This is a genomic window from Bartonella sp. LJL80 (assembly GCF_054871565.1).
In genome coordinates this window covers 275,404-292,972 of the sequence record NZ_JBTXLM010000004.1, presented here as the reverse complement: position 1 = coordinate 292,972, position 17,569 = coordinate 275,404, and the positions used below count along the sequence as shown (strand labels likewise).

General features: G+C 45.7%; 14 protein-coding genes. 3 read left to right on the top strand and 11 right to left on the bottom strand.

Features of this window, described 5'->3' with window-relative positions; genetic code table 11:
- Nucleotides 1–119: 119 nt before the first annotated feature.
- Nucleotides 120–887, bottom strand: a complete 768-nt coding sequence (pcsA, locus tag ACYSNS_RS08140) for a phosphatidylcholine synthase (protein ID WP_461722645.1) — start codon at nucleotides 885–887, stop codon at nucleotides 120–122.
- A 179-nt stretch (nucleotides 888–1,066) separates the two neighbouring features.
- Here pcsA and ACYSNS_RS08135 point away from each other — a divergent pair, with 179 nt between their 5' ends.
- The 3 genes from ACYSNS_RS08135 (at nucleotide 1,067) to ACYSNS_RS08125 (ending at nucleotide 7,336) form a co-directional block, all read left to right on the top strand.
- On the top strand, nucleotides 1,067–2,320 hold the full coding sequence (locus ACYSNS_RS08135) for a UbiH/UbiF family hydroxylase (protein ID WP_461722644.1): 1,254 nt from the start codon (nucleotides 1,067–1,069) through the stop codon (nucleotides 2,318–2,320).
- Nucleotides 2,321–2,327: 7 nt separating this feature from the next.
- Complete coding sequence (locus ACYSNS_RS08130; protein ID WP_461722643.1) at nucleotides 2,328–2,786, top strand: NUDIX hydrolase; 459 nt, start codon at nucleotides 2,328–2,330, stop codon at nucleotides 2,784–2,786.
- A 797-nt stretch (nucleotides 2,787–3,583) separates the two neighbouring features.
- The gene (locus ACYSNS_RS08125; protein ID WP_461722642.1) at nucleotides 3,584–7,336 is read left to right on the top strand and encodes a vitamin B12-dependent ribonucleotide reductase; all 3,753 of its coding nucleotides are present in this window, start codon (nucleotides 3,584–3,586) and stop codon (nucleotides 7,334–7,336) included.
- A gap of 147 nt (nucleotides 7,337–7,483) precedes the next feature.
- On the opposite strand, the gene ACYSNS_RS08120 is transcribed toward ACYSNS_RS08125, so the two are convergent.
- From ACYSNS_RS08120 to ACYSNS_RS08075, 10 genes are all read right to left on the bottom strand, one after another.
- Nucleotides 7,484–8,134 carry a GntR family transcriptional regulator gene (locus ACYSNS_RS08120; RefSeq protein ID WP_461722641.1) on the bottom strand — a complete coding sequence of 217 codons (651 nt, stop codon included), beginning with the start codon at nucleotides 8,132–8,134 and terminating at the stop codon, nucleotides 7,484–7,486.
- A 132-nt stretch (nucleotides 8,135–8,266) separates the two neighbouring features.
- Nucleotides 8,267–8,989, bottom strand: a complete 723-nt coding sequence (locus tag ACYSNS_RS08115; protein WP_461722640.1) for an amino acid ABC transporter ATP-binding protein — start codon at nucleotides 8,987–8,989, stop codon at nucleotides 8,267–8,269.
- The gene (locus ACYSNS_RS08110) at nucleotides 8,982–9,632 is read right to left on the bottom strand and encodes an amino acid ABC transporter permease (RefSeq protein ID WP_461722639.1); all 651 of its coding nucleotides are present in this window, start codon (nucleotides 9,630–9,632) and stop codon (nucleotides 8,982–8,984) included. The genes ACYSNS_RS08115 and ACYSNS_RS08110 overlap by 8 nt, the downstream gene beginning before the upstream one ends.
- Before the next feature lie 10 nt (nucleotides 9,633–9,642).
- Nucleotides 9,643–10,308: an amino acid ABC transporter permease gene (locus ACYSNS_RS08105; RefSeq protein WP_461722638.1), complete on the bottom strand. Its 666-nt coding sequence runs from the start codon at nucleotides 10,306–10,308 to the stop codon at nucleotides 9,643–9,645.
- A 59-nt stretch (nucleotides 10,309–10,367) separates the two neighbouring features.
- Nucleotides 10,368–12,131: a cis-3-hydroxy-L-proline dehydratase gene (gene lhpI, locus ACYSNS_RS08100; RefSeq protein ID WP_461722637.1), complete on the bottom strand. Its 1,764-nt coding sequence runs from the start codon at nucleotides 12,129–12,131 to the stop codon at nucleotides 10,368–10,370.
- A gap of 161 nt (nucleotides 12,132–12,292) precedes the next feature.
- Complete coding sequence (locus ACYSNS_RS08095) at nucleotides 12,293–13,105, bottom strand: ABC transporter substrate-binding protein (RefSeq protein WP_461722636.1); 813 nt, start codon at nucleotides 13,103–13,105, stop codon at nucleotides 12,293–12,295.
- Nucleotides 13,106–13,409: 304 nt separating this feature from the next.
- On the bottom strand, nucleotides 13,410–13,910 hold the full coding sequence (locus ACYSNS_RS08090) for a hypothetical protein (protein WP_461722635.1): 501 nt from the start codon (nucleotides 13,908–13,910) through the stop codon (nucleotides 13,410–13,412).
- Between the two features lie 86 nt (nucleotides 13,911–13,996).
- On the bottom strand, nucleotides 13,997–14,902 hold the full coding sequence (locus tag ACYSNS_RS08085; RefSeq protein WP_461722634.1) for a hypothetical protein: 906 nt from the start codon (nucleotides 14,900–14,902) through the stop codon (nucleotides 13,997–13,999).
- A 372-nt stretch (nucleotides 14,903–15,274) separates the two neighbouring features.
- Nucleotides 15,275–16,456 carry an alpha/beta hydrolase gene (locus ACYSNS_RS08080; RefSeq protein ID WP_461722633.1) on the bottom strand — a complete coding sequence of 394 codons (1,182 nt, stop codon included), beginning with the start codon at nucleotides 16,454–16,456 and terminating at the stop codon, nucleotides 15,275–15,277.
- Nucleotides 16,453–17,565, bottom strand: coding sequence for an ABC transporter permease (locus tag ACYSNS_RS08075; protein ID WP_461722632.1), 1,113 nt, complete (start codon nucleotides 17,563–17,565; stop codon nucleotides 16,453–16,455). Before ACYSNS_RS08075 ends, ACYSNS_RS08080 begins: the two co-directional genes overlap by 4 nt.
- Between the last annotated feature and the right edge of the window lie 4 nt (nucleotides 17,566–17,569).

The window sequence follows — 17,569 nt, the reverse complement described above, 5'->3', positions numbered from 1 at the left end:
GAGCTTTTTAAAGTGTCCAAAACCACACATGGGGAGAAGACTCACAAATTTGCTCAACTCATAGATGATTTTGCAGCTAAACACAGCAATCAACGTTTTGAAAACATTCAGTGGGCAGCCTAATTTTGCCGCAACCCCAACCGCGGAAAAAGCTGCATGACGGCCCCTATAATGTAAATGTATATGCCCGTTATCGAAATGCCTATTTTTACCCAAAAAGGTGATTCAAGGCGATAAAATATAGCAACTATCCCAAAGGCACACCATGCTAGGAACACCGGAAGATTGATGAAACGCAATCGTATGACACGAACTGGGTGCAAAAAATAAACCGGAAGAAAAGAGATGACAGCGGACAACACCACGATGCCAAACGCCGTCCACTCGCCAGGTTCAACAACGAAAAGCGAAAACACCACCATATTCCAGACAACCGGGAAGCCCTTGAAAAAGTTCTCTTTTGTTTTCATGCCTGTGTCAGCATAATAAATCGCTGAAGATATGACGATGATCGCACCGGACAGGAATGACAACCCCGCCCCCATAAAGCCACTTTGATAAAGCGCGAACGCGGGAATAAGGACATAGGTGACGTAATCTATAATGTTGTCCAATAACTCGCCAGACCACGTTGGAAGAACATATTTGACCTCCAACCGTCGGGCTATCGGTCCATCGATACCATCGACCAACAGTGCCAGCCCTAACCAGCCAAACATAGCCGTCCATTGCTTTTCTGACGCTGCTACAAGTGACAGGAAAGCCAGGAATGATCCGGATGCGGTGAGAAGGTGTACCGAAAATGCCCTTGCCTGCGGCATAGTGACTTTTTTCGTACGAAAGCGGTCGGCACTATTTTTGATTTTTCCAGCAAGTTTCTGTTTCAAATCTTCAACGTCCCTTTTTCCACCCTCAATACAACATTGTATGAAGCGCACGACATATTTCGACTCTTTTCTATCACTGATGACAAAAAAGAAAACAAGTTCGTTGCAATTTATAGCTTTGGCACCAAATTGGGTCTATACAGATTCAACCAAAGTGTATGATTGGCATTTTTCAATAAATGAAGCCAATGAAAGGTTCGACAATGGCAAATCCGGCGAAAGAGCAAAAAAAAACAATTGCAGTTATTGGCGCAGGTCCCGCAGGAATGCTTGCAGCACTAACGCTCGCCAAGTCTGGGTTTGAATCTTACCTTGTGGGTCCAGAAACGAACGCAAATGATCTGCGTACAACAGCACTCATGATGCCGGCCATTACAGTTCTTGATGAACTGGGAATCTGGCAGAACTTACAAAAATACGCTGCGCCTCTGTCAACAATGCGTATCGTTGACGGAACAAATCGCTTGATCCGCAGCCCTGTTGTGAATTTTCGTTCTTCTGAAATCGGAGAATTTGCATTTGGTTACAATATGCCGAACGTCGCTCTGAATAATGCTATAACGAAAGCCGTTGAAGCGAATGCATTAATAACGATTATTCGCTCTTCGGTTCAGTCATACAAGCATCACGACGAGATAATCGATATATTATTGGAAGATGACACCAAGTTAAACGTATCCTTGGTGATAGCAGCCGATGGGCGTTCCTCACCGGCCCGTGAAGCTGCGGGAATATCGTGTCGAGAATGGAAATATCCTCAAACCGCAGTAATTTTGAGTTTTTCCCACGATCTCCCACACCAAAATGTATCGACAGAATTTCACACCGAAGATGGACCGTTCACCCAAGTCCCGCTCCCTGGAAATTTCTCAAGCCTTGTATGGGTAGCAAATCCCGTGCGTGCAAATGAGCTTTTAGGATTAGGATCGGAAGGGTTATCTGCTGCGGTTGAAAAGCGAATGCAATCGATGCTTGGACGTGTTCAGGTGGCAACTCCCGCGCAGGCGTGGCCTCTTTCTGGTATCGTGCCAAAAACATTTGCCGCAAACCGTACGATACTTGTAGGAGAAGCCGCCCATGTGTTTCCTCCGATTGGCGCACAGGGTCTTAATCTTGGTGTTCGTGATGCAACAAACGTTGCCGAGGCTGTAGCAAAAAATCCAAAAGATCCGGGAAATGAGATTGTGATAGCAAATTATAATCGCGCGAGAAAACCCGATATTTGGGCTCGTACCGGCTCCGTGCATGCACTCAACCGCGCATTGCTCTCAGACATGTTGCCTGCACAAATTGCGCATTCCACCGGATTGGAGCTTCTTAGAAACTTCTCTCCTCTCCGGAATTTCTTCATGCGAGAGGGAATGCATCCGGGAAATGGATTCACGGCTGCAACCAAAACGCTGCTGAATCCAATTCGAAAAAAGGCTATTTGACGTAAGCATGAACGGCTCAAGCATAGCCCAGGATAAAAAGATAACTGTTGATGGTGATCACCTGTTACAAGTCGGTGCACTCGTTTATCGTATTCAAAATGGTCTCATTCAGTTTCTTTTGATCACAAGCCGAGGGACAGGGCGATGGATCATACCGAAAGGCTGGCCCATGCCGGGGAGAACATTAGCCCAAGCTGCTTTACGTGAAGCATATGAAGAGGCGGGAATACGCGGTATTGCAGAGACGAACGCGCTCGGGGCGTATCAATATGTAAAACTTGACGTCGCCGATGGCGAAAATGGAAACTTCAGTGTTGATGTATTCGCTGTATTATATTCTCACCAAGAGAAAAAATGGCCTGAACGCGGTCAACGAATTTTCGAGTGGGTTAGTCCAAGTGAAGCTGCTGACAGGGTTGTTGAAACACAACTTAAAAATATTCTGCTTACTTATAAACCGCATTGATATGCGCCTATAGCATCAGCTCAAGAGTCTTACATAGTTTTCGGTTAAATTTGACGACTGCGCCTATAAACACGCGCAAAAACTGAATTTAATCATTCAAAAACGATCTGGATAGAGCGTAGCCTATTATGACGCTTTCTGATTCGGCTGTGTTCGCCGCGCATTTTTTCACAGCCGACATTGCCACGCAAAACCGCTAAATTCTGAGCCTTCCTTAGATACGTCCGCAATCAAGCGGTTTTTCAAAAATAAAGTGACAAATCTTTTCGTCCCCATAATTCACAACTTCTCACAAAGCATCGACACTATATCTAGTTGTTTTCAGTTTTAACTAAACGATCTCTTGACGCGTGATTAGTTTTGATCTTTTATGGTTTCCCAGAGCGCACATGCAGTCCATGCATGTTTCTGTTCTAACTATTTTCAGTGCGTAGCGTATGTTTGGTTTGGACAGTGGATGTCGCTTTCAAAAAGCAGATATTTCCTGTCAAATTTGTCGCGTATTGAGTTCAAAGCGTTTTTTATAAAAATGAAAAATGCTGTTAATACTATATTTAGTGTTTGCTATTTGAATATAGGCACAGGATATAGAGACCGCTCATGAAAAGAGGTCCTAAAACGTCGTAGCGGGATTTGAAATATTTGGTCACAAATATTCGCTATCCGAGCTTTGGTTAAGGATCTGAAAGATTTAAATTTCGTCGCCCATAGCTTTTAAGCGTTGGAGACATATTTGTCAGTTTTAAGGCTCAAAGCCTGCGAACAGCCGGAACACAAGATATAGATAGGTACATAAAATGAAAATCGCGCGCCATTTCACTAGAGAAGGACAGTCACCCTACGCTGCAGTAGAGTTCCGTCAAGCCACAAGTGAAATCAAAAATCCCGATGGTTCAATCGTGTTCCGTCTCGAGAATATCGACGTTCCTGCGCAATATAGCCAGGTCGCGGCCGATATTTTGGCTCAGAAGTATTTTCGTAAGGCTGGTGTACCTGCTGCCCTGAAAAAAGTAGAGGAAAACAGCGTTCCTTCTTGGCTATGGCGTTCAGTACCGGACGAGACAGCGTTAGAGAAGATCGCAGATGATCAGCGTTTTGGATCAGAAATGGACGCGCGCCAAGTTTTCGATCGTCTGGCTGGGACTTGGACCTATTGGGGATGGAAAGGTGGATACTTCGATAGTGAAGCCGATGCACTCACGTTTCGCGACGAGCTCGCTTACATGTTGGCAACACAACGCGTTGCACCCAATAGCCCTCAGTGGTTCAACACAGGTTTGCATTGGGCTTATGGAATTGACGGCCCTGGTCAGGGACATTTCTATGTCGATTGGCAAACGGGAAAGTTAACGAAGTCAAAATCTTCATATGAACATCCTCAACCCCACGCTTGTTTCATTCAATCCGTGGCGGATGATTTGGTCAATGAAGGCGGCATCATGGATCTATGGGTCCGTGAAGCACGTTTATTTAAATACGGCTCAGGCACGGGTTCAAACTTTTCTCAGTTGCGGGGCGAAGGAGAGAAGCTTTCCGGTGGAGGCAAATCATCAGGCCTTATGAGTTTTCTAAAAATTGGCGATCGCGCCGCAGGAGCCATAAAGTCAGGCGGCACAACACGCCGGGCTGCAAAGATGGTTGTGGTTGACATAGACCATCCAGATATTGAAACCTATATTGACTGGAAAGTTCACGAAGAACAGAAAGTCGCTGCTCTCGTCACCGGCTCGAAGATCGTAAAAAAGCATCTCACTGCCATTATGAAGGCTTGCATCAATTGCGAGGCCGATAATGATGAGTGTTTTGATCCGAACAAGAATCCAGCTTTGAAACGTGAAATAAAAGCTGCAAAGAAAGATCAGGTGCCGGAAAATTATGTGCAGCGCGTCATTCAATTTGCGCGACAAGGTTATCGTGATATCGCATTTTCCACCTATGACACAGATTGGGACTCTGAGGCTTACCTGACTGTTTCTGGCCAGAATTCAAATAATTCCGTGTCTTTGAAGGATGAATTCCTGCGTGCAGTCGAAAATGATAGTGACTGGAACTTGATACGTCGTACAGATGGTAAAGTGCATAAAACGGTCAAAGCGCGTGAATTGTGGGATCGTATTTCTTATGCGGCATGGGCATCTGCAGATCCAGGCTTACACTTCAATACAACGATGAATGACTGGCATACTTCTCCAGCCGCCGGCCCCATCCGTGCGTCCAATCCGTGCTCGGAATACATGTTCCTTGATGATACGGCTTGTAATCTGGCTTCAATCAACCTGCTTACCTACCGTAATAAAGATGGCTCCTTCGATATTGAAGCCTATGAACACACCGTGCGTTTGTGGACGATGGTGTTGGAAATATCCGTTATGATGGCACAGTTCCCTTCAAAGGAAATTGCACGCTTGTCTTATGAATATCGTACTTTGGGGCTCGGCTATGCCAATATTGGCGGCTTGTTGATGACATCCGGTATCCCTTACGATTCCGATACAGGCCGTGCGATTTGTGGTGCATTAACAGCGATCATGACCGGCATCTCCTATGCTACATCGGCTGAAATGGCCAAAGAACTCGGTACTTTTGAAGGCTATAAGCCGAATGAAGCCAATATGCTACGCGTAATCCGTAATCACCGTCGTGCTGCTTATGGTGAAACTACCGGATATGAAGGACTGGCTGTTAATCCCGTCGCCTTGATCGCGGAAGATTGCCCTGATCAGCAAATGATAGAACATGCCCGTCAGGCATGGGATAAGGCTTTGCAGCTCGGCACTGAACATGGTTTCCGTAATGCGCAATCCACTGTCATAGCTCCGACCGGTACGATCGGTTTGGTCATGGATTGTGACACAACCGGCATTGAGCCTGATTTTGCACTTGTGAAATTCAAGAAGCTTGCAGGCGGTGGATATTTTAAGATCATCAACCGTGCTGTGCCTGAAGCGCTCCGGACATTGGGCTACTCAGAAAGCCAGATTGCAGAGATTGAAGCTTATGCAGTCGGTCATGGAAATATTAACCAAGCCCCAGGTATCAATCCATCTTCCTTGAAGGCGAAAGGATTTACTGAGGAAAAGATCGAAGCACTCAACGCCGCTTTAAAAAGCGCATTCGATATTAAATTTGTCTTCAATAAATGGACACTTGGCGAGGATTTCTGCAAAGATGTACTAAAGCTGACATCCGAGCAATTGGAAGACTTCTCGTTTGAAATGTTGCCTGCTCTCGGTTTTTCAAAAAAAGACATTGAGGCGGCGAATGTGCATGTTTGTGGCGCAATGACGCTTGAGGGTGCGCCTTTCCTGAAGGAAGAACATTATCCGGTTTTCGATTGCGCCAATGCTTGCGGTAAAATCGGAAAGCGCTACCTATCAGTCGATAGCCACATTCGTATGATGGCAGCGGCTCAACCTTTCATCTCCGGTGCGATCTCTAAAACAATCAATATGCCGAATGACGCGACTGTTGAGGATTGCGCAAAAGCCTACATGTTGTCCTGGAAACTTGCGCTTAAAGCCAATGCGCTTTATCGTGATGGGTCAAAATTATCTCAGCCTTTAAACGCGTCTCTGATCGCCGATGAGGATGACGATGCTGTTGAAACGTTGATTGAACAGCCAATGGCAGCACGAGCCGCTAATATAAGCGAAAAAATCGTGGAAAAAATTGTCGAGAAGTTCATTCACGAGCGTGAAAAACTTCCGAATCGTCGTCAAGGTTACACGCAAAAAGCCGTAGTTGGTGGTCATAAAGTGTATCTAAGAACAGGAGAGTTCGGCGATGGGCGTTTGGGTGAAATCTTCATCGACATGCATAAGGAAGGTGCTGCTTTCCGCGCAATGATGAATAATTTTGCGATCGCTGTCTCGCTTGGTTTGCAGTATGGCGTTCCTTTGGAAGAATACGTGGATGCGTTCACATTCACAAAATTTGAACCCGCCGGCATGGTTCAAGGCAATGATGCCATCAAAAATGCGACATCGATCCTCGACTATGTGTTCCGTGAATTGGCTGTATCCTATCTCGGACGCCATGATTTGGCTCACGTCGATATCTCGGACTTTTCAAATACGGCCTTGGGCAAAGGTGTAAAAGAAGGTAAGACGAACCTCATTTCGACGGGCTGGACGCGTGGATATAAACCCAAAATGGCTGGTCCTTCGACCGAACCGAAAGGTTCTGCATCGACGGTTCAGCCTACTGCTAACTCCAATGTTACCACACTGAAGACGACGAATGTTATTTCATCGGCTGCCTCAACTGCGCTTGAAACAGATGGTGCGACAGCATTCAAACGCAGCTATGAAGAGCAGGTAAGCACGGAAATTGATGATTTGTTTGACGACGTGTCTGCCTCAGAAGTCGAAGTTGTTAAAGCGGAAGACAATGCCGCTGCGGCAAAGAAGCGCAATGCGGATCGGCGTATGCAAGCCATGATGCAAGGCTATACAGGTGACATGTGTTCAGAGTGCCAAAACTTCACCATGGTAAGGAATGGTACTTGCTTGAAATGTGATACATGTGGCTCAACGAGCGGCTGCAGTTAAGCCACAGCTTGAAATACAGAAAAAAGCCCCTCTTTGAGGGGCTATTTTTTATCTTTCGAAATCTAAATCCGAAAGACTGGACTTTTTATCTGACCTGTGCGGTTTTTGGGGCCGAAAATAGTGTTTCCACTGAGGCCATCCACATACTTAATATTCGGTCATAGTGACGAGATAGCGCATAAGCTCTTTTGCCCGCTCGGACGCCTTGTCCCGATCACCCGATATAACCGCCTCAATCAACGCACAATGTCTATCGGCGGAGGTTCGGATACCTTCCGCTCCTCGTCGAAAACGAAACCAAAACCGTCTGCTGTGTGTTTGCAAAGGTTCAGCAAAACGAGCGGCAAAAATATTACCTGCAGCTTTTCCAATAACCTCATCAAGCATCTTGTCAGCATCCAAAAACGCATAAGGGTCTTCGTCTTTTGCCGATTGCTGTAATGCTTGCGCGACCAGTTCCATTTTGTGATGATCGTGACTTCCGGCAAAACGGGCAGCATCGCGAGCCAAAACCATCTCGACACCTTCACGCGCATCAAGGACGCGCGAAAAATCCTGAGGTTCAAGCGGCGTTACAGCAATACCAGAGCGGGGATGGATGACAAAAAAACCCTCCCAAGCAAAGCGTTGTATCGCCTCCCTCACTGGTGTTCGCCCCATACCCGTCGCCTCGATCACATCACGTTCGTTGATAATGCTACCCGGCTCGAAAAACAGCGTAACCATAAGCCGTTCCAACTTTTTATAAGCGAGATCTGAAAGACTTTCTCCTTGCCCAGTCGTTTCGATATTTGCCATGGATCACCTTCACGAATCACTCAACTTAATATGCCTTAGCGTGCTTATCGCAAGGCGAAACTTCGATCGCAATCATCAAGCCATTCTAAGAAACAGTTTTATCGAACGAATAAAGATGTTGGCTTAATGAATCTAACGTACAGACTGGAGGAAAGAGATCGTTTCAGGTTTTTGCGGGTTACGAATAACTTCGTCAGGTGTCCCTATCTCGTGAATTTTTCCTTGGTAGAAGAATGCAACGCGATCGGAAACCTCCCGAGCGAAACTGATTTCATGCGTCACCAATACCATTGTCATTCCTTCTTCTGCAAGAATACGCATAGTATCAAGAACTTCGCCGACCAACTGCGGATCGAGGGCAGAGGTGGCCTCGTCAAAAAGCATGTATTCTGGCGACATTGCGAGTGCACGTGCGATCGCCATACGCTGTTGTTGGCCACCCGATAACTTTGAAGGATAAACGTCCAGCTTAGAATCCAGCCCCACATGTTCCAATTGTTTGACTGCTATGTCACGTGCATCTTTTTTGCTCAACTTAAGCACCTTTCGTGGTGCCAACATCACATTCTCCAGAACGGTAAGATGTGGAAATGCATTCCATTGCTGAAAAACGATGCCTATCTTCTGGCGTAATTTGTCAAGATTGGTAGACGGATCAAAAACGCTTGTTCCATCAACTTTGATAACACCACTATCAATCGTCTCTAACCCGTTGATGCACATCAGCATGGTTGATTTTCCTGAACCGGAACCGCCAATGATCGAAACCACTTCGCCGTTATTAACGGTCAGCGAAACGCCTTTAACGACTTCCAGATCACCGTAGGATTTGTGTAGATTTTCAATCTCAATCATTGATTACCCATTTCTTTTCTAGATTTGCTCCAAAGCGAGAAACTGTCCAACTGATGACATAGTAAAATACGCCGGCAATAAAAAATATGAATAGCGGTTCGTTAAGACGCACATTGAGCTGTGTCGCCGAACGCAATAATTCGGCAATACCTATCCAAAACACCAGTGCGGTATCCTTCATCACTGAAAGGATCAGATTAAGCCACCCCGGGAAAGATACCCGAATTGAAAGCGGCACGACAATATAGACGATATTTTGAAACCAGCTAAGCCCGAGCGAGCGGCTTGCCCTACTTAACGAGGTTGGAACGGCGAGCACGCCGCCTCTAACAATTTCTGTGCAATAGGAGGCTGCATATATCCCCAAAACAATGCAGGCAATCGTGAAACTCGACCAGTTAAGACCAATGATTCCTTTAAAAGAATTGAATACGACAAACTGTATCAATAACGGAATACTGCGGAAAATATCCAAGAACCAGGACAGAGGCAAGGTAGCGCGCGGTAATCCCGCACGTACAAAGCCGCAAATCACCCCTATTGCAGTCCCAAGAACCATAGAAAAGAAGGTCAATTCTATCGTCACCCATGCGCCTTTTGATAGGAATACGAGATCTTGCCATGTCATAGCTGTATGAAACATCGTGATCTCCTCAATATCTCAGAATTTTCCATGCTGCGAGACGAGCCGCCAACATAAGAATTTTTGAAAGACAGTAATAAATAACGGCTGCAGCGAAGAAGATTTCAAATGTACGATAGCTGCTATCTGCAATGCTTTTTGTGACCGCCATCAAGTCGGAGGTCATTCCGACGACGACACCAAGAGATGTCATCAACAATGTCCAGATCATTTGATTTGTCAGTGGATAGTAAACAATCCGGAGAAGCTGAGGAACAACAATGATACGGAAGGCTTGAAATCGTGTCATGCCAAGAGAGCGCGCTGCACGGGTTTGCGTTTCTGGAACAGCTTTCATGCCACCGCGAAAATTTTCTGCCAGATATCCTGCGCTATTGAATGTTACTGCAATTAACAGCGCCGCCCATGAGTTTATGAAGATACCGAAAGCACCAAGGCCGAAATAGAGGAAATATATCTGAAGAAGAGATGGCGTATTCCGCGCGATCGAAACCCAAACCGTAGCAATCGCTCGCGGCAAACGCGAAGCGGAACGTCGCATAGAGAGAAGTGCGAGTGCGATAATGATCGCTAAGATCATCGCGATAGCGGCGGTATAAAGCGTTACCCATGCTCCATCAAGAAGCACAGGCAGTTTTTGCCAAACGATGCGCCATTGAAATTTGTAATTGAACATTCTTTTTTCACTCCTCCCGACATTGTCGCCGACGAGATACGTCTAATAGTGTCATGTCGCTAACCTCGATCCATTCGCGTCGATCTTTCCTCCAACCATAATGGCTGTCTGTCCGGCCTAATTCCGCTCACAGCTGCGTCTACGCATTGTACCAAACTGCCAAAAATCATCGCGCAACCTGTCAATCCTTGACCGTAATGTGCGTATTTTCCAGAATTCGTCATGATGGTTTTTATGCCTTCATGAATGACAGGCTGTGATATCATGCACCAACACGTATCATTGACGAATGTCACACCAAATTCGCGAAGAACTTCATAATCATCAGTATCCCGAAATTGTTCGAGAACAGATCTTCCCAGAGTAACGACCATCTCAATATCTGGCGACTTCACTTTACCTGTACAGCAGCGTGCCAGCTTATGGCATTCACTCAACGAGAAGTGTGGATTTCCCAACGCAATGAGATCTACCTTCGCGTTCTGGGTCGCATTAAGTTCTCTGAAGTCTTCTTCCAATAAGGCGATATCAATTATCGCTTCTTCAGAAATCGTATGATATTCGAACATTTTCCATTCTGGTGTGATGCCACGAATATGAAGCATGGGCGCGGACGATGTCGTCGCAAATGCAGCTGATAAAGCTTTCAAATCATCATTATCGGGCGAAAGAGCTTCTAAACCACACAAGATTGGAATCTTGCGTCCACTTATTTTTCCCACGCTATATCCGACTAACGGATAGAAAAGATCATCAATTTCGTCTGGTACTGCTATATTTATTCTGATTTGGGGTGAACGTGATTGGGTGACATGGCAACCACTCTCAGGCGCACGACCAGTCACTGATATGCAGGCGTCCACAAAATCTGGATATTTTTGCGTTCTTGCCCCCAAGATACTATTGGCATACATCACAGCATTAGATTCTGCCCAACCAATATTATCACCCATTTTCGGTGCAGTATCAAGTAGATACGGGGCGCATGTGAAGCTTGGCTTCGCTCCTAGATCAACATAGCATTGAGCAAGTTCCGCCGCGGGATTCCCCCTGATCTGCCACGATTTTGAATGGCAAATATCGACAGATATTGCATTAAGTGTTGTTGGTACCTGTGTTTTCGCACCGTGTTGACGAAGTAAACGAGCAAATTTCAAAACAGCAGGGCCAGTATAGATACATGCGTCAATATGCGCCTGAGTTACGTCTATTAACCGGGTAGCATTTTGCAACTTCGCCATATGAATGATGAGCTCCAATGCCAGTCGCCTACCCTCACCTTTCCTACCCTCCAAAACAGCATGATCTTCCTGCGAAAGATATAACTGCTCCGCATTCGTTTGGAGACTCTGCGTTTTAGCTCTCACAAATGCGCTCCGGTCCCTCTCCGTACACGCACCATCAGGTTCTACATTTAAGAATGCTGTCTCGAATGTCTTCAGCCGATTGAATTCTTGGCTGTCTAGAACTACGACGGGTATCGATTTCCCGAAAAATAATCGGGCAACGAGAACACCGACAATCAAGATTTCATCAATTTCACAGAGAATGAGTCCAGCAGGCGCTAATCCATTGAGAAGCAGCTCCAGCATAACAGCGCTGCCGGTGCACGACCCACGCCCGCCCGGAATAGCCAGTATATGCTTTGCGACACAGACACCATTTAATGGATGATGATGATCAATCACAATTCCGGTTTCAGGATCAATGCCCCCCCAAAAACTAAGCGGAACATCGCTATATACGATCGGTGCAGAAATCTGACCTTCTATACATTCGCGAGCAGAAAACCTATTTCTTTCAATTGAGCAACCGCCGTGCATACTAAGCCCACCAATCGATTATCTTTGTAAGAAACGCTTGATGACGTGCAAACATCCCCAACGAACGAAATTCATCGCTCGTTTAGCTAAAAGCAAAAACGTCGTTTGCAATTCATCAAGATTGAAACAGCCAACGCTATGAAAGCGTTGGCCAATTGAATTTAACGATAAGTAAGCGGTGTCGTAAGATCCGCAGGGTTATCACCGACCCACTTTTTATAGAGTTCGGCATAACGACCGGTACGCACCTGTTGGTGAATAAACAGGTTTAGATAGTTGATGAGGCCATATTCGTCACGCTTAGTCGCGATACCGTAATAGTCTGCAACATATGGTGCTATCGCAGCAATTTCGAGATTTGGATAGTTACCAGATTTTATCGCTTCTTGCGCCGTCGTTTCCGTCAAAACGGAAGCGTCGATATGACCTTGTGCAACGGCAAGAATAGTGTCGTTTTGAGATTGGTAAGCCTTATATGAGCCACCACCCCATTTTTCGATGTCGGCTTTTAGCAGTCCTTCTTCGTATGTGCTAGCTGTATTGCCGAGATTTCGGCCTTTCAAATCATCATAGGATTTGATTCCAGTATCCTTACGAGTCAATACAATCATGCGATTGACCATATAAGGAATGGAAAAACCAACTACTTTCGCACGTTCCAAAGTATCGGATGTTGAAGCGATAACAACATCCGCACGGCCAGACATCAATGCTGGTACACGGTCTGGAAAGGGTGTCTCCACAACTTCTGCTGTAACGTCGAGGGATTTAGCCAAATCATTACAATAGTCGACATCAAAGCCAATCGGATTGTTACCGGCATCCCGCGAACCCATTGGTGGAAAATCGAGCGTAACCGCGCAGCGCAATTTACCAGAACTAACGATATCGTCCAGCATATCAGCGGAAGCAGTCGATAGCTGACTTGCCAAAAGTGCTGCCACGGCTGATGATATATATAGAAAATTTCTCATTTTAAGCCTCCTATTGTACCTGCCAGACAGGTGAGCTGCGATGTTGAAACGGACGGCGGAAAAGCCTCCAACCGATGGGAAAGCGCAGCAAAATATATTCCCCTAAGTCTGTCAGCGTTTTTTATTTTGCTGATCTATGACTGATATATCTATTACTGAAAGGTTCTGTATTGTCAAGCAGCTTTGCCGCGACAAAAGCTGTCCTCTGAAACGAAGTGCATATATTTACCCGACGAATTATCAAGCGCGGTAAACGTGTATGAAAAATTTATGAAAGTGTGTGAGGCAAAAAGGTACTTTTGGACTATTGGAAAAGATGTGGATTATCACCGGCCAGCTTTTCACGAGCCATTTGCAATCCTTTTATGATCTTATCAATATTTGAAACAGACGTGTCACCTATCTCGACCTTCGCTCCGTCATAACGTTGAGGATGGGGATTGAGTGTTTGTTCGCGGATCGCGCGAATTTCTTGCATCAAAAGCCTGCCCGTTTCGTGCAAGTTACACGTCAAAGCAGCATTCTGCTGTGTGAAGGCCATCATGATATCACGCAGCATTTGTTCATTTGAAATACGGATACGGTATTCCATCACCAGGGCATATGAAACTTGATCCAATTGCTGCTGTAACTGTTTAACTATCAGCGTATTTGGCGTGTCTTTTTTTGAATTGCCATCAAGTTTGGCCAGTTGCGCTTGGACAAGTAAAAGCCGCTCAGCAAGCCCGGATAAATAAGATGCACCTGAAGGCGATGAACTTTGTGTTTCTAAATCTTCGTGTGTTGAAGTCTCTAATTTGAACATTCGGGATATCCAGCCAACGATTATATCCCACTATCGCAATCACGTTAGCACGCCATCGTAAAAGAAATACTAACAGAGTCGCTCCTTTATTGGTTCGCTGCAATGGATAGATTAAGTTGTCGCACCAATTGCTTAGGACTTAGCTTTCCCGAGATAGCCAACATAATCACAGGAAGCCGCGCCATTGGGTTCGAGCTGATCTGCAGGGAAGTAGGTTTATCAAGATAAGCGGTCATGGCACTTTTTGCCTCTTCCATGAAATCTGTATCTTTAGCGAAGGAAAGCCATCCTGGGAGACCAGTCTTCCAACTTTCTTTCAAGCTATTCGCGTTCGTGTTGTTACGCTTGGCTTCAGCTTTCAACAATTTTCCTGTGAAGGACTTATCTTCAAAGCGAAGACTACCATTATGAAAGTTGTAACGCTGTACTTGTCCCAGCATACCAAACCACATTTTAGAGGTTTTTAACTTACCGCGTCCATTTTCACGTTGCAGAGTAACGATGGTGAGCAAGGAATCCAATGTCATTCCATCCATCTTCAATGCCACAGTTAGCACGCCCCCATTGTTGAGCGTTAGCCGAAATGCATCCAGCTGCATAAGAGCTTGTTCGCCTCCATAGGCGCCCTTCATCTCAAGTTTTCCCGTTGCTGGCTTATATCCCATAGCTAAGAAATCTTCACGCGTAGAGCCGGCTGGAAAGTTTTCGACGTAGACTGTGATCTTAGGAACAGAAATGGCGAAGCCGACTGGATTCTGTTTAATCGATGGGCGCAACCTGACTTGGCCATTTTCCAAACGCGCCAGCCGTTTCTTGTTGCTATCGAACAATTCAAGTCGGGAAAACTGTCCCGATAGATAACGGAATCCGATATCCTGATTGTATAGCCCTTTATTGGGTGGCAATGAAATATCACGTAAAAAAACATTATCAGCAGTGATAACATTATCTTCATAGACGTAGCGAAGAGAGGGAATAAAAACCTCTTTCATGCTAAAACCACCATGGTCTTCCGCTCTGATACCGATAAACGTCACCACCCCTAACGATGTCGCAGGTGATAGCGGTCTTCCTGCGATCAATACATCCTTTAAGATAAGATCACTTGCGCCGCTCCGTTCCACTGAACCGACTGATACATTAACAGACTTTCCAAACGATTGGGAAAAGCGGGTTACAAACGCTGTTTGATCAAACGAGGCCTCTATTGCCTGTGCATACCACGGAACCAAAAACAGTAACCAAAACAAACAGGCACCAAAACATAGGCGCGTTAGCTGCCTCCACGAAGGAAAGGTTAAACGCGTTTGAGCTATTTTTTCTAACCGTAAATGAGATGTCATAAACGACCTTAATCTGTTTTATCAATCTCCGATGGAAGAGATAAGTCTTGCCGGCGTATAGAGGATAAGGTTGGTCGTACCTCTCAAAACGTTGCCGCCATCAGCTAAGATTGCCTGCCCACCCGTCGGCTCGGTGCCTTTCATAATGGTAGCAGCCAGTGAACCGTCGTGCGCCAATGCCATAAGTGTAGGCGATGATGCAAACACGTTATGTGCGCCACCATCAACATCGGAAAGATCAAGGACGGTAATACCATTACTCTGTAAGAGTTCGATACTGGAACCATCACCAACTCGTGCATGGCCACCGGTCAAACGTCCAGAAACAGCCAATGCCGTATCCTTTCGTGATACAAGAACAGCCGTGGGTGATGGCATTTTTTTAATATCTTTTAACTGGCGTTCAAAAACATCGACATCGATATCTGGCGCCGCCATCAAGAAACTTGAGATGCGATCGATCGGATAACGTTTCCCCTGCAAAGCGAGGCTGCGCAAAGCTTCCATGGTTACGTAATTTCCCATCGAATGTGCAACAACAGTGATTTGGTTTGCGTCGGTTTCGCTTAGCAGCGTTAATAGGTCTGCTAAACCATCACGGGCGAAATCAGCACTATCACGATCATAGACATATAAAGCCAACGATCCACCAGAAGGCCAAGAATAATGTACCGTTACGGCATTGAGGGAATAGTCATACGCAAATTGCGCAGCTCTAAACGTGCTATCTGCAAAATTATTGTTATAACCATGAATAAACAGGAAAATTTCTCTTTTCCCCTTGGGCTTTTTATCTAAAGCTGCATTCAGTTGTTTTTTGAAAGCGCTTCTATCGTCATACTTTTGTAAAGCGACAGCTGAGAAGTATTTTTTGAGATCTGGCTTGTACCCATTGGTTTCAACCAAACCTTTTTCATGCTCTTGCGGTATCCCTACATCCACACGGCTATAATTCAAATCTTTTGAACGTTTGCTGCCGTAAGGTTGTGAATAGTCGTCCTGTGCCTGCCGACTTGTCGCAACATAGACTGGAACAACAGCTTTCGGCAATGCAGGCTTGTCAATGGCTGCATCTCTGGCAGCAATCATCGATGGCGTAGCATTTTTACCATGCCATAAAACCGCGCGAGGCCCCCCGCAGGACGCCAGAGCAACAAAACAAACCAACAATATAAGCGTTTTATTGATACCGAAATTCTTCATTTAAGTGTCGCCCTGAACCGATTGAGGGAAAATGCGAATAAAAGTGCCCCGATTAGTGCCAAAGCGGCAAAGTTGACCCATACCACGGAAAAACCCGCTCCGCGATATAAAATGGATTGAGCCATCATGATGAAATGCGTATTGGGTGCGGCAAGCATGATGTTTTGGATAACTTCCGGCATGCTTTCACGCGGTGTACTGCCACCGGAAAGTATTTGTAGTGGCATCAAGACAAGCATAAGTAACAATCCAAACTGCGGCATGGAGCCAGCAACGGTTGCTAACGCAATGCCCATCGACGTTGTAGCGAATAACTGAAGTACCGTCCCCATAAGAAACAATGGGATGGAGCCTTCTATCGGTACTTTCAACAAACCTTGAACGATAAATATCAACGAGAATGTTGCAGCGACGAGGACGATCATCCCCATTGACCATACCTTGGAAATCATAATTTCCGTCGGAGTGACCGGCATTACGAGAAGGTGTTCAACCGTGCCATGTTCGCGTTCACGTATCAACGCTGTCCCAGTGAGGATAATTGACAGCATAGTGATACTGTTAATAACGTTGATAATCGAGCCGAACCACGACTTGTTCAATTCAGGATTAAAACGAGCCCGCAAAGTGAGCGATACTTGCTGCGGTGCATTAGACCGATATCGATCCAGAAATTCACGAACTTCCGCATCTACAATTTGCTGAATGTAACCGGAACCTGTTAATGCCTGGCTTGTTCTTGTCGCGTCTACATTCAGTTGGATTGCTGGGGAGCGCCCTGCCAAGACATCACGCTGAAAATTTGGTGGAATATCAACTGCAAATGTATCGACACCTTGATCCATACGAGAATCAATCTGCGACTGATCAATATCGACCGGCGTTATGAAATAAGGCGGTAGGAATGCGGTGGCGATACGCGTTGATAACGGTGAGCTATCTTCATCAACTATCGCTATTGGTGTATTACTTAACGTTTCAGGGGCAGCGCGAGAGGCCGTATAGATTGAAAGTGTAAATGCGTAAATGATCAAAATAAGCAGCATCGGATCGCGAAACACACTGCGCAGTTCTTTGATCCCTAACTGAAATATATGATCCAACTTCATAGCG

What these genes read in the sequence shown, in the direction of transcription:
- ACYSNS_RS08135 (WP_461722644.1), top strand. Translation starts at nt 1,067, where the DNA reads ATGAAGCCAATGAAAGGTTCGACAATGGCAAATCCGGCGAAAGAGCAA.
- ACYSNS_RS08080 (WP_461722633.1), bottom strand. Translation starts at nt 16,456, where the DNA reads ATGAAGAATTTCGGTATCAATAAAACGCTTATATTGTTGGTTTGTTTT.
- ACYSNS_RS08120 (WP_461722641.1), bottom strand. Translation starts at nt 8,134, where the DNA reads ATGGCAAATATCGAAACGACTGGGCAAGGAGAAAGTCTTTCAGATCTC.
- ACYSNS_RS08115 (WP_461722640.1), bottom strand. Translation starts at nt 8,989, where the DNA reads ATGATTGAGATTGAAAATCTACACAAATCCTACGGTGATCTGGAAGTC.
- ACYSNS_RS08090 (WP_461722635.1), bottom strand. Translation starts at nt 13,910, where the DNA reads ATGTTCAAATTAGAGACTTCAACACACGAAGATTTAGAAACACAAAGT.
- ACYSNS_RS08085 (WP_461722634.1), bottom strand. Translation starts at nt 14,902, where the DNA reads ATGAAAGAGGTTTTTATTCCCTCTCTTCGCTACGTCTATGAAGATAAT.
- ACYSNS_RS08125 (WP_461722642.1), top strand. Translation starts at nt 3,584, where the DNA reads ATGAAAATCGCGCGCCATTTCACTAGAGAAGGACAGTCACCCTACGCT.
- ACYSNS_RS08105 (WP_461722638.1), bottom strand. Translation starts at nt 10,308, where the DNA reads ATGTTCAATTACAAATTTCAATGGCGCATCGTTTGGCAAAAACTGCCT.
- ACYSNS_RS08075 (WP_461722632.1), bottom strand. Translation starts at nt 17,565, where the DNA reads ATGAAGTTGGATCATATATTTCAGTTAGGGATCAAAGAACTGCGCAGT.
- ACYSNS_RS08095 (WP_461722636.1), bottom strand. Translation starts at nt 13,105, where the DNA reads ATGAGAAATTTTCTATATATATCATCAGCCGTGGCAGCACTTTTGGCA.
- ACYSNS_RS08130 (WP_461722643.1), top strand. Translation starts at nt 2,328, where the DNA reads ATGAACGGCTCAAGCATAGCCCAGGATAAAAAGATAACTGTTGATGGT.
- ACYSNS_RS08110 (WP_461722639.1), bottom strand. Translation starts at nt 9,632, where the DNA reads ATGTTTCATACAGCTATGACATGGCAAGATCTCGTATTCCTATCAAAA.
- lhpI (WP_461722637.1), bottom strand. Translation starts at nt 12,131, where the DNA reads ATGCACGGCGGTTGCTCAATTGAAAGAAATAGGTTTTCTGCTCGCGAA.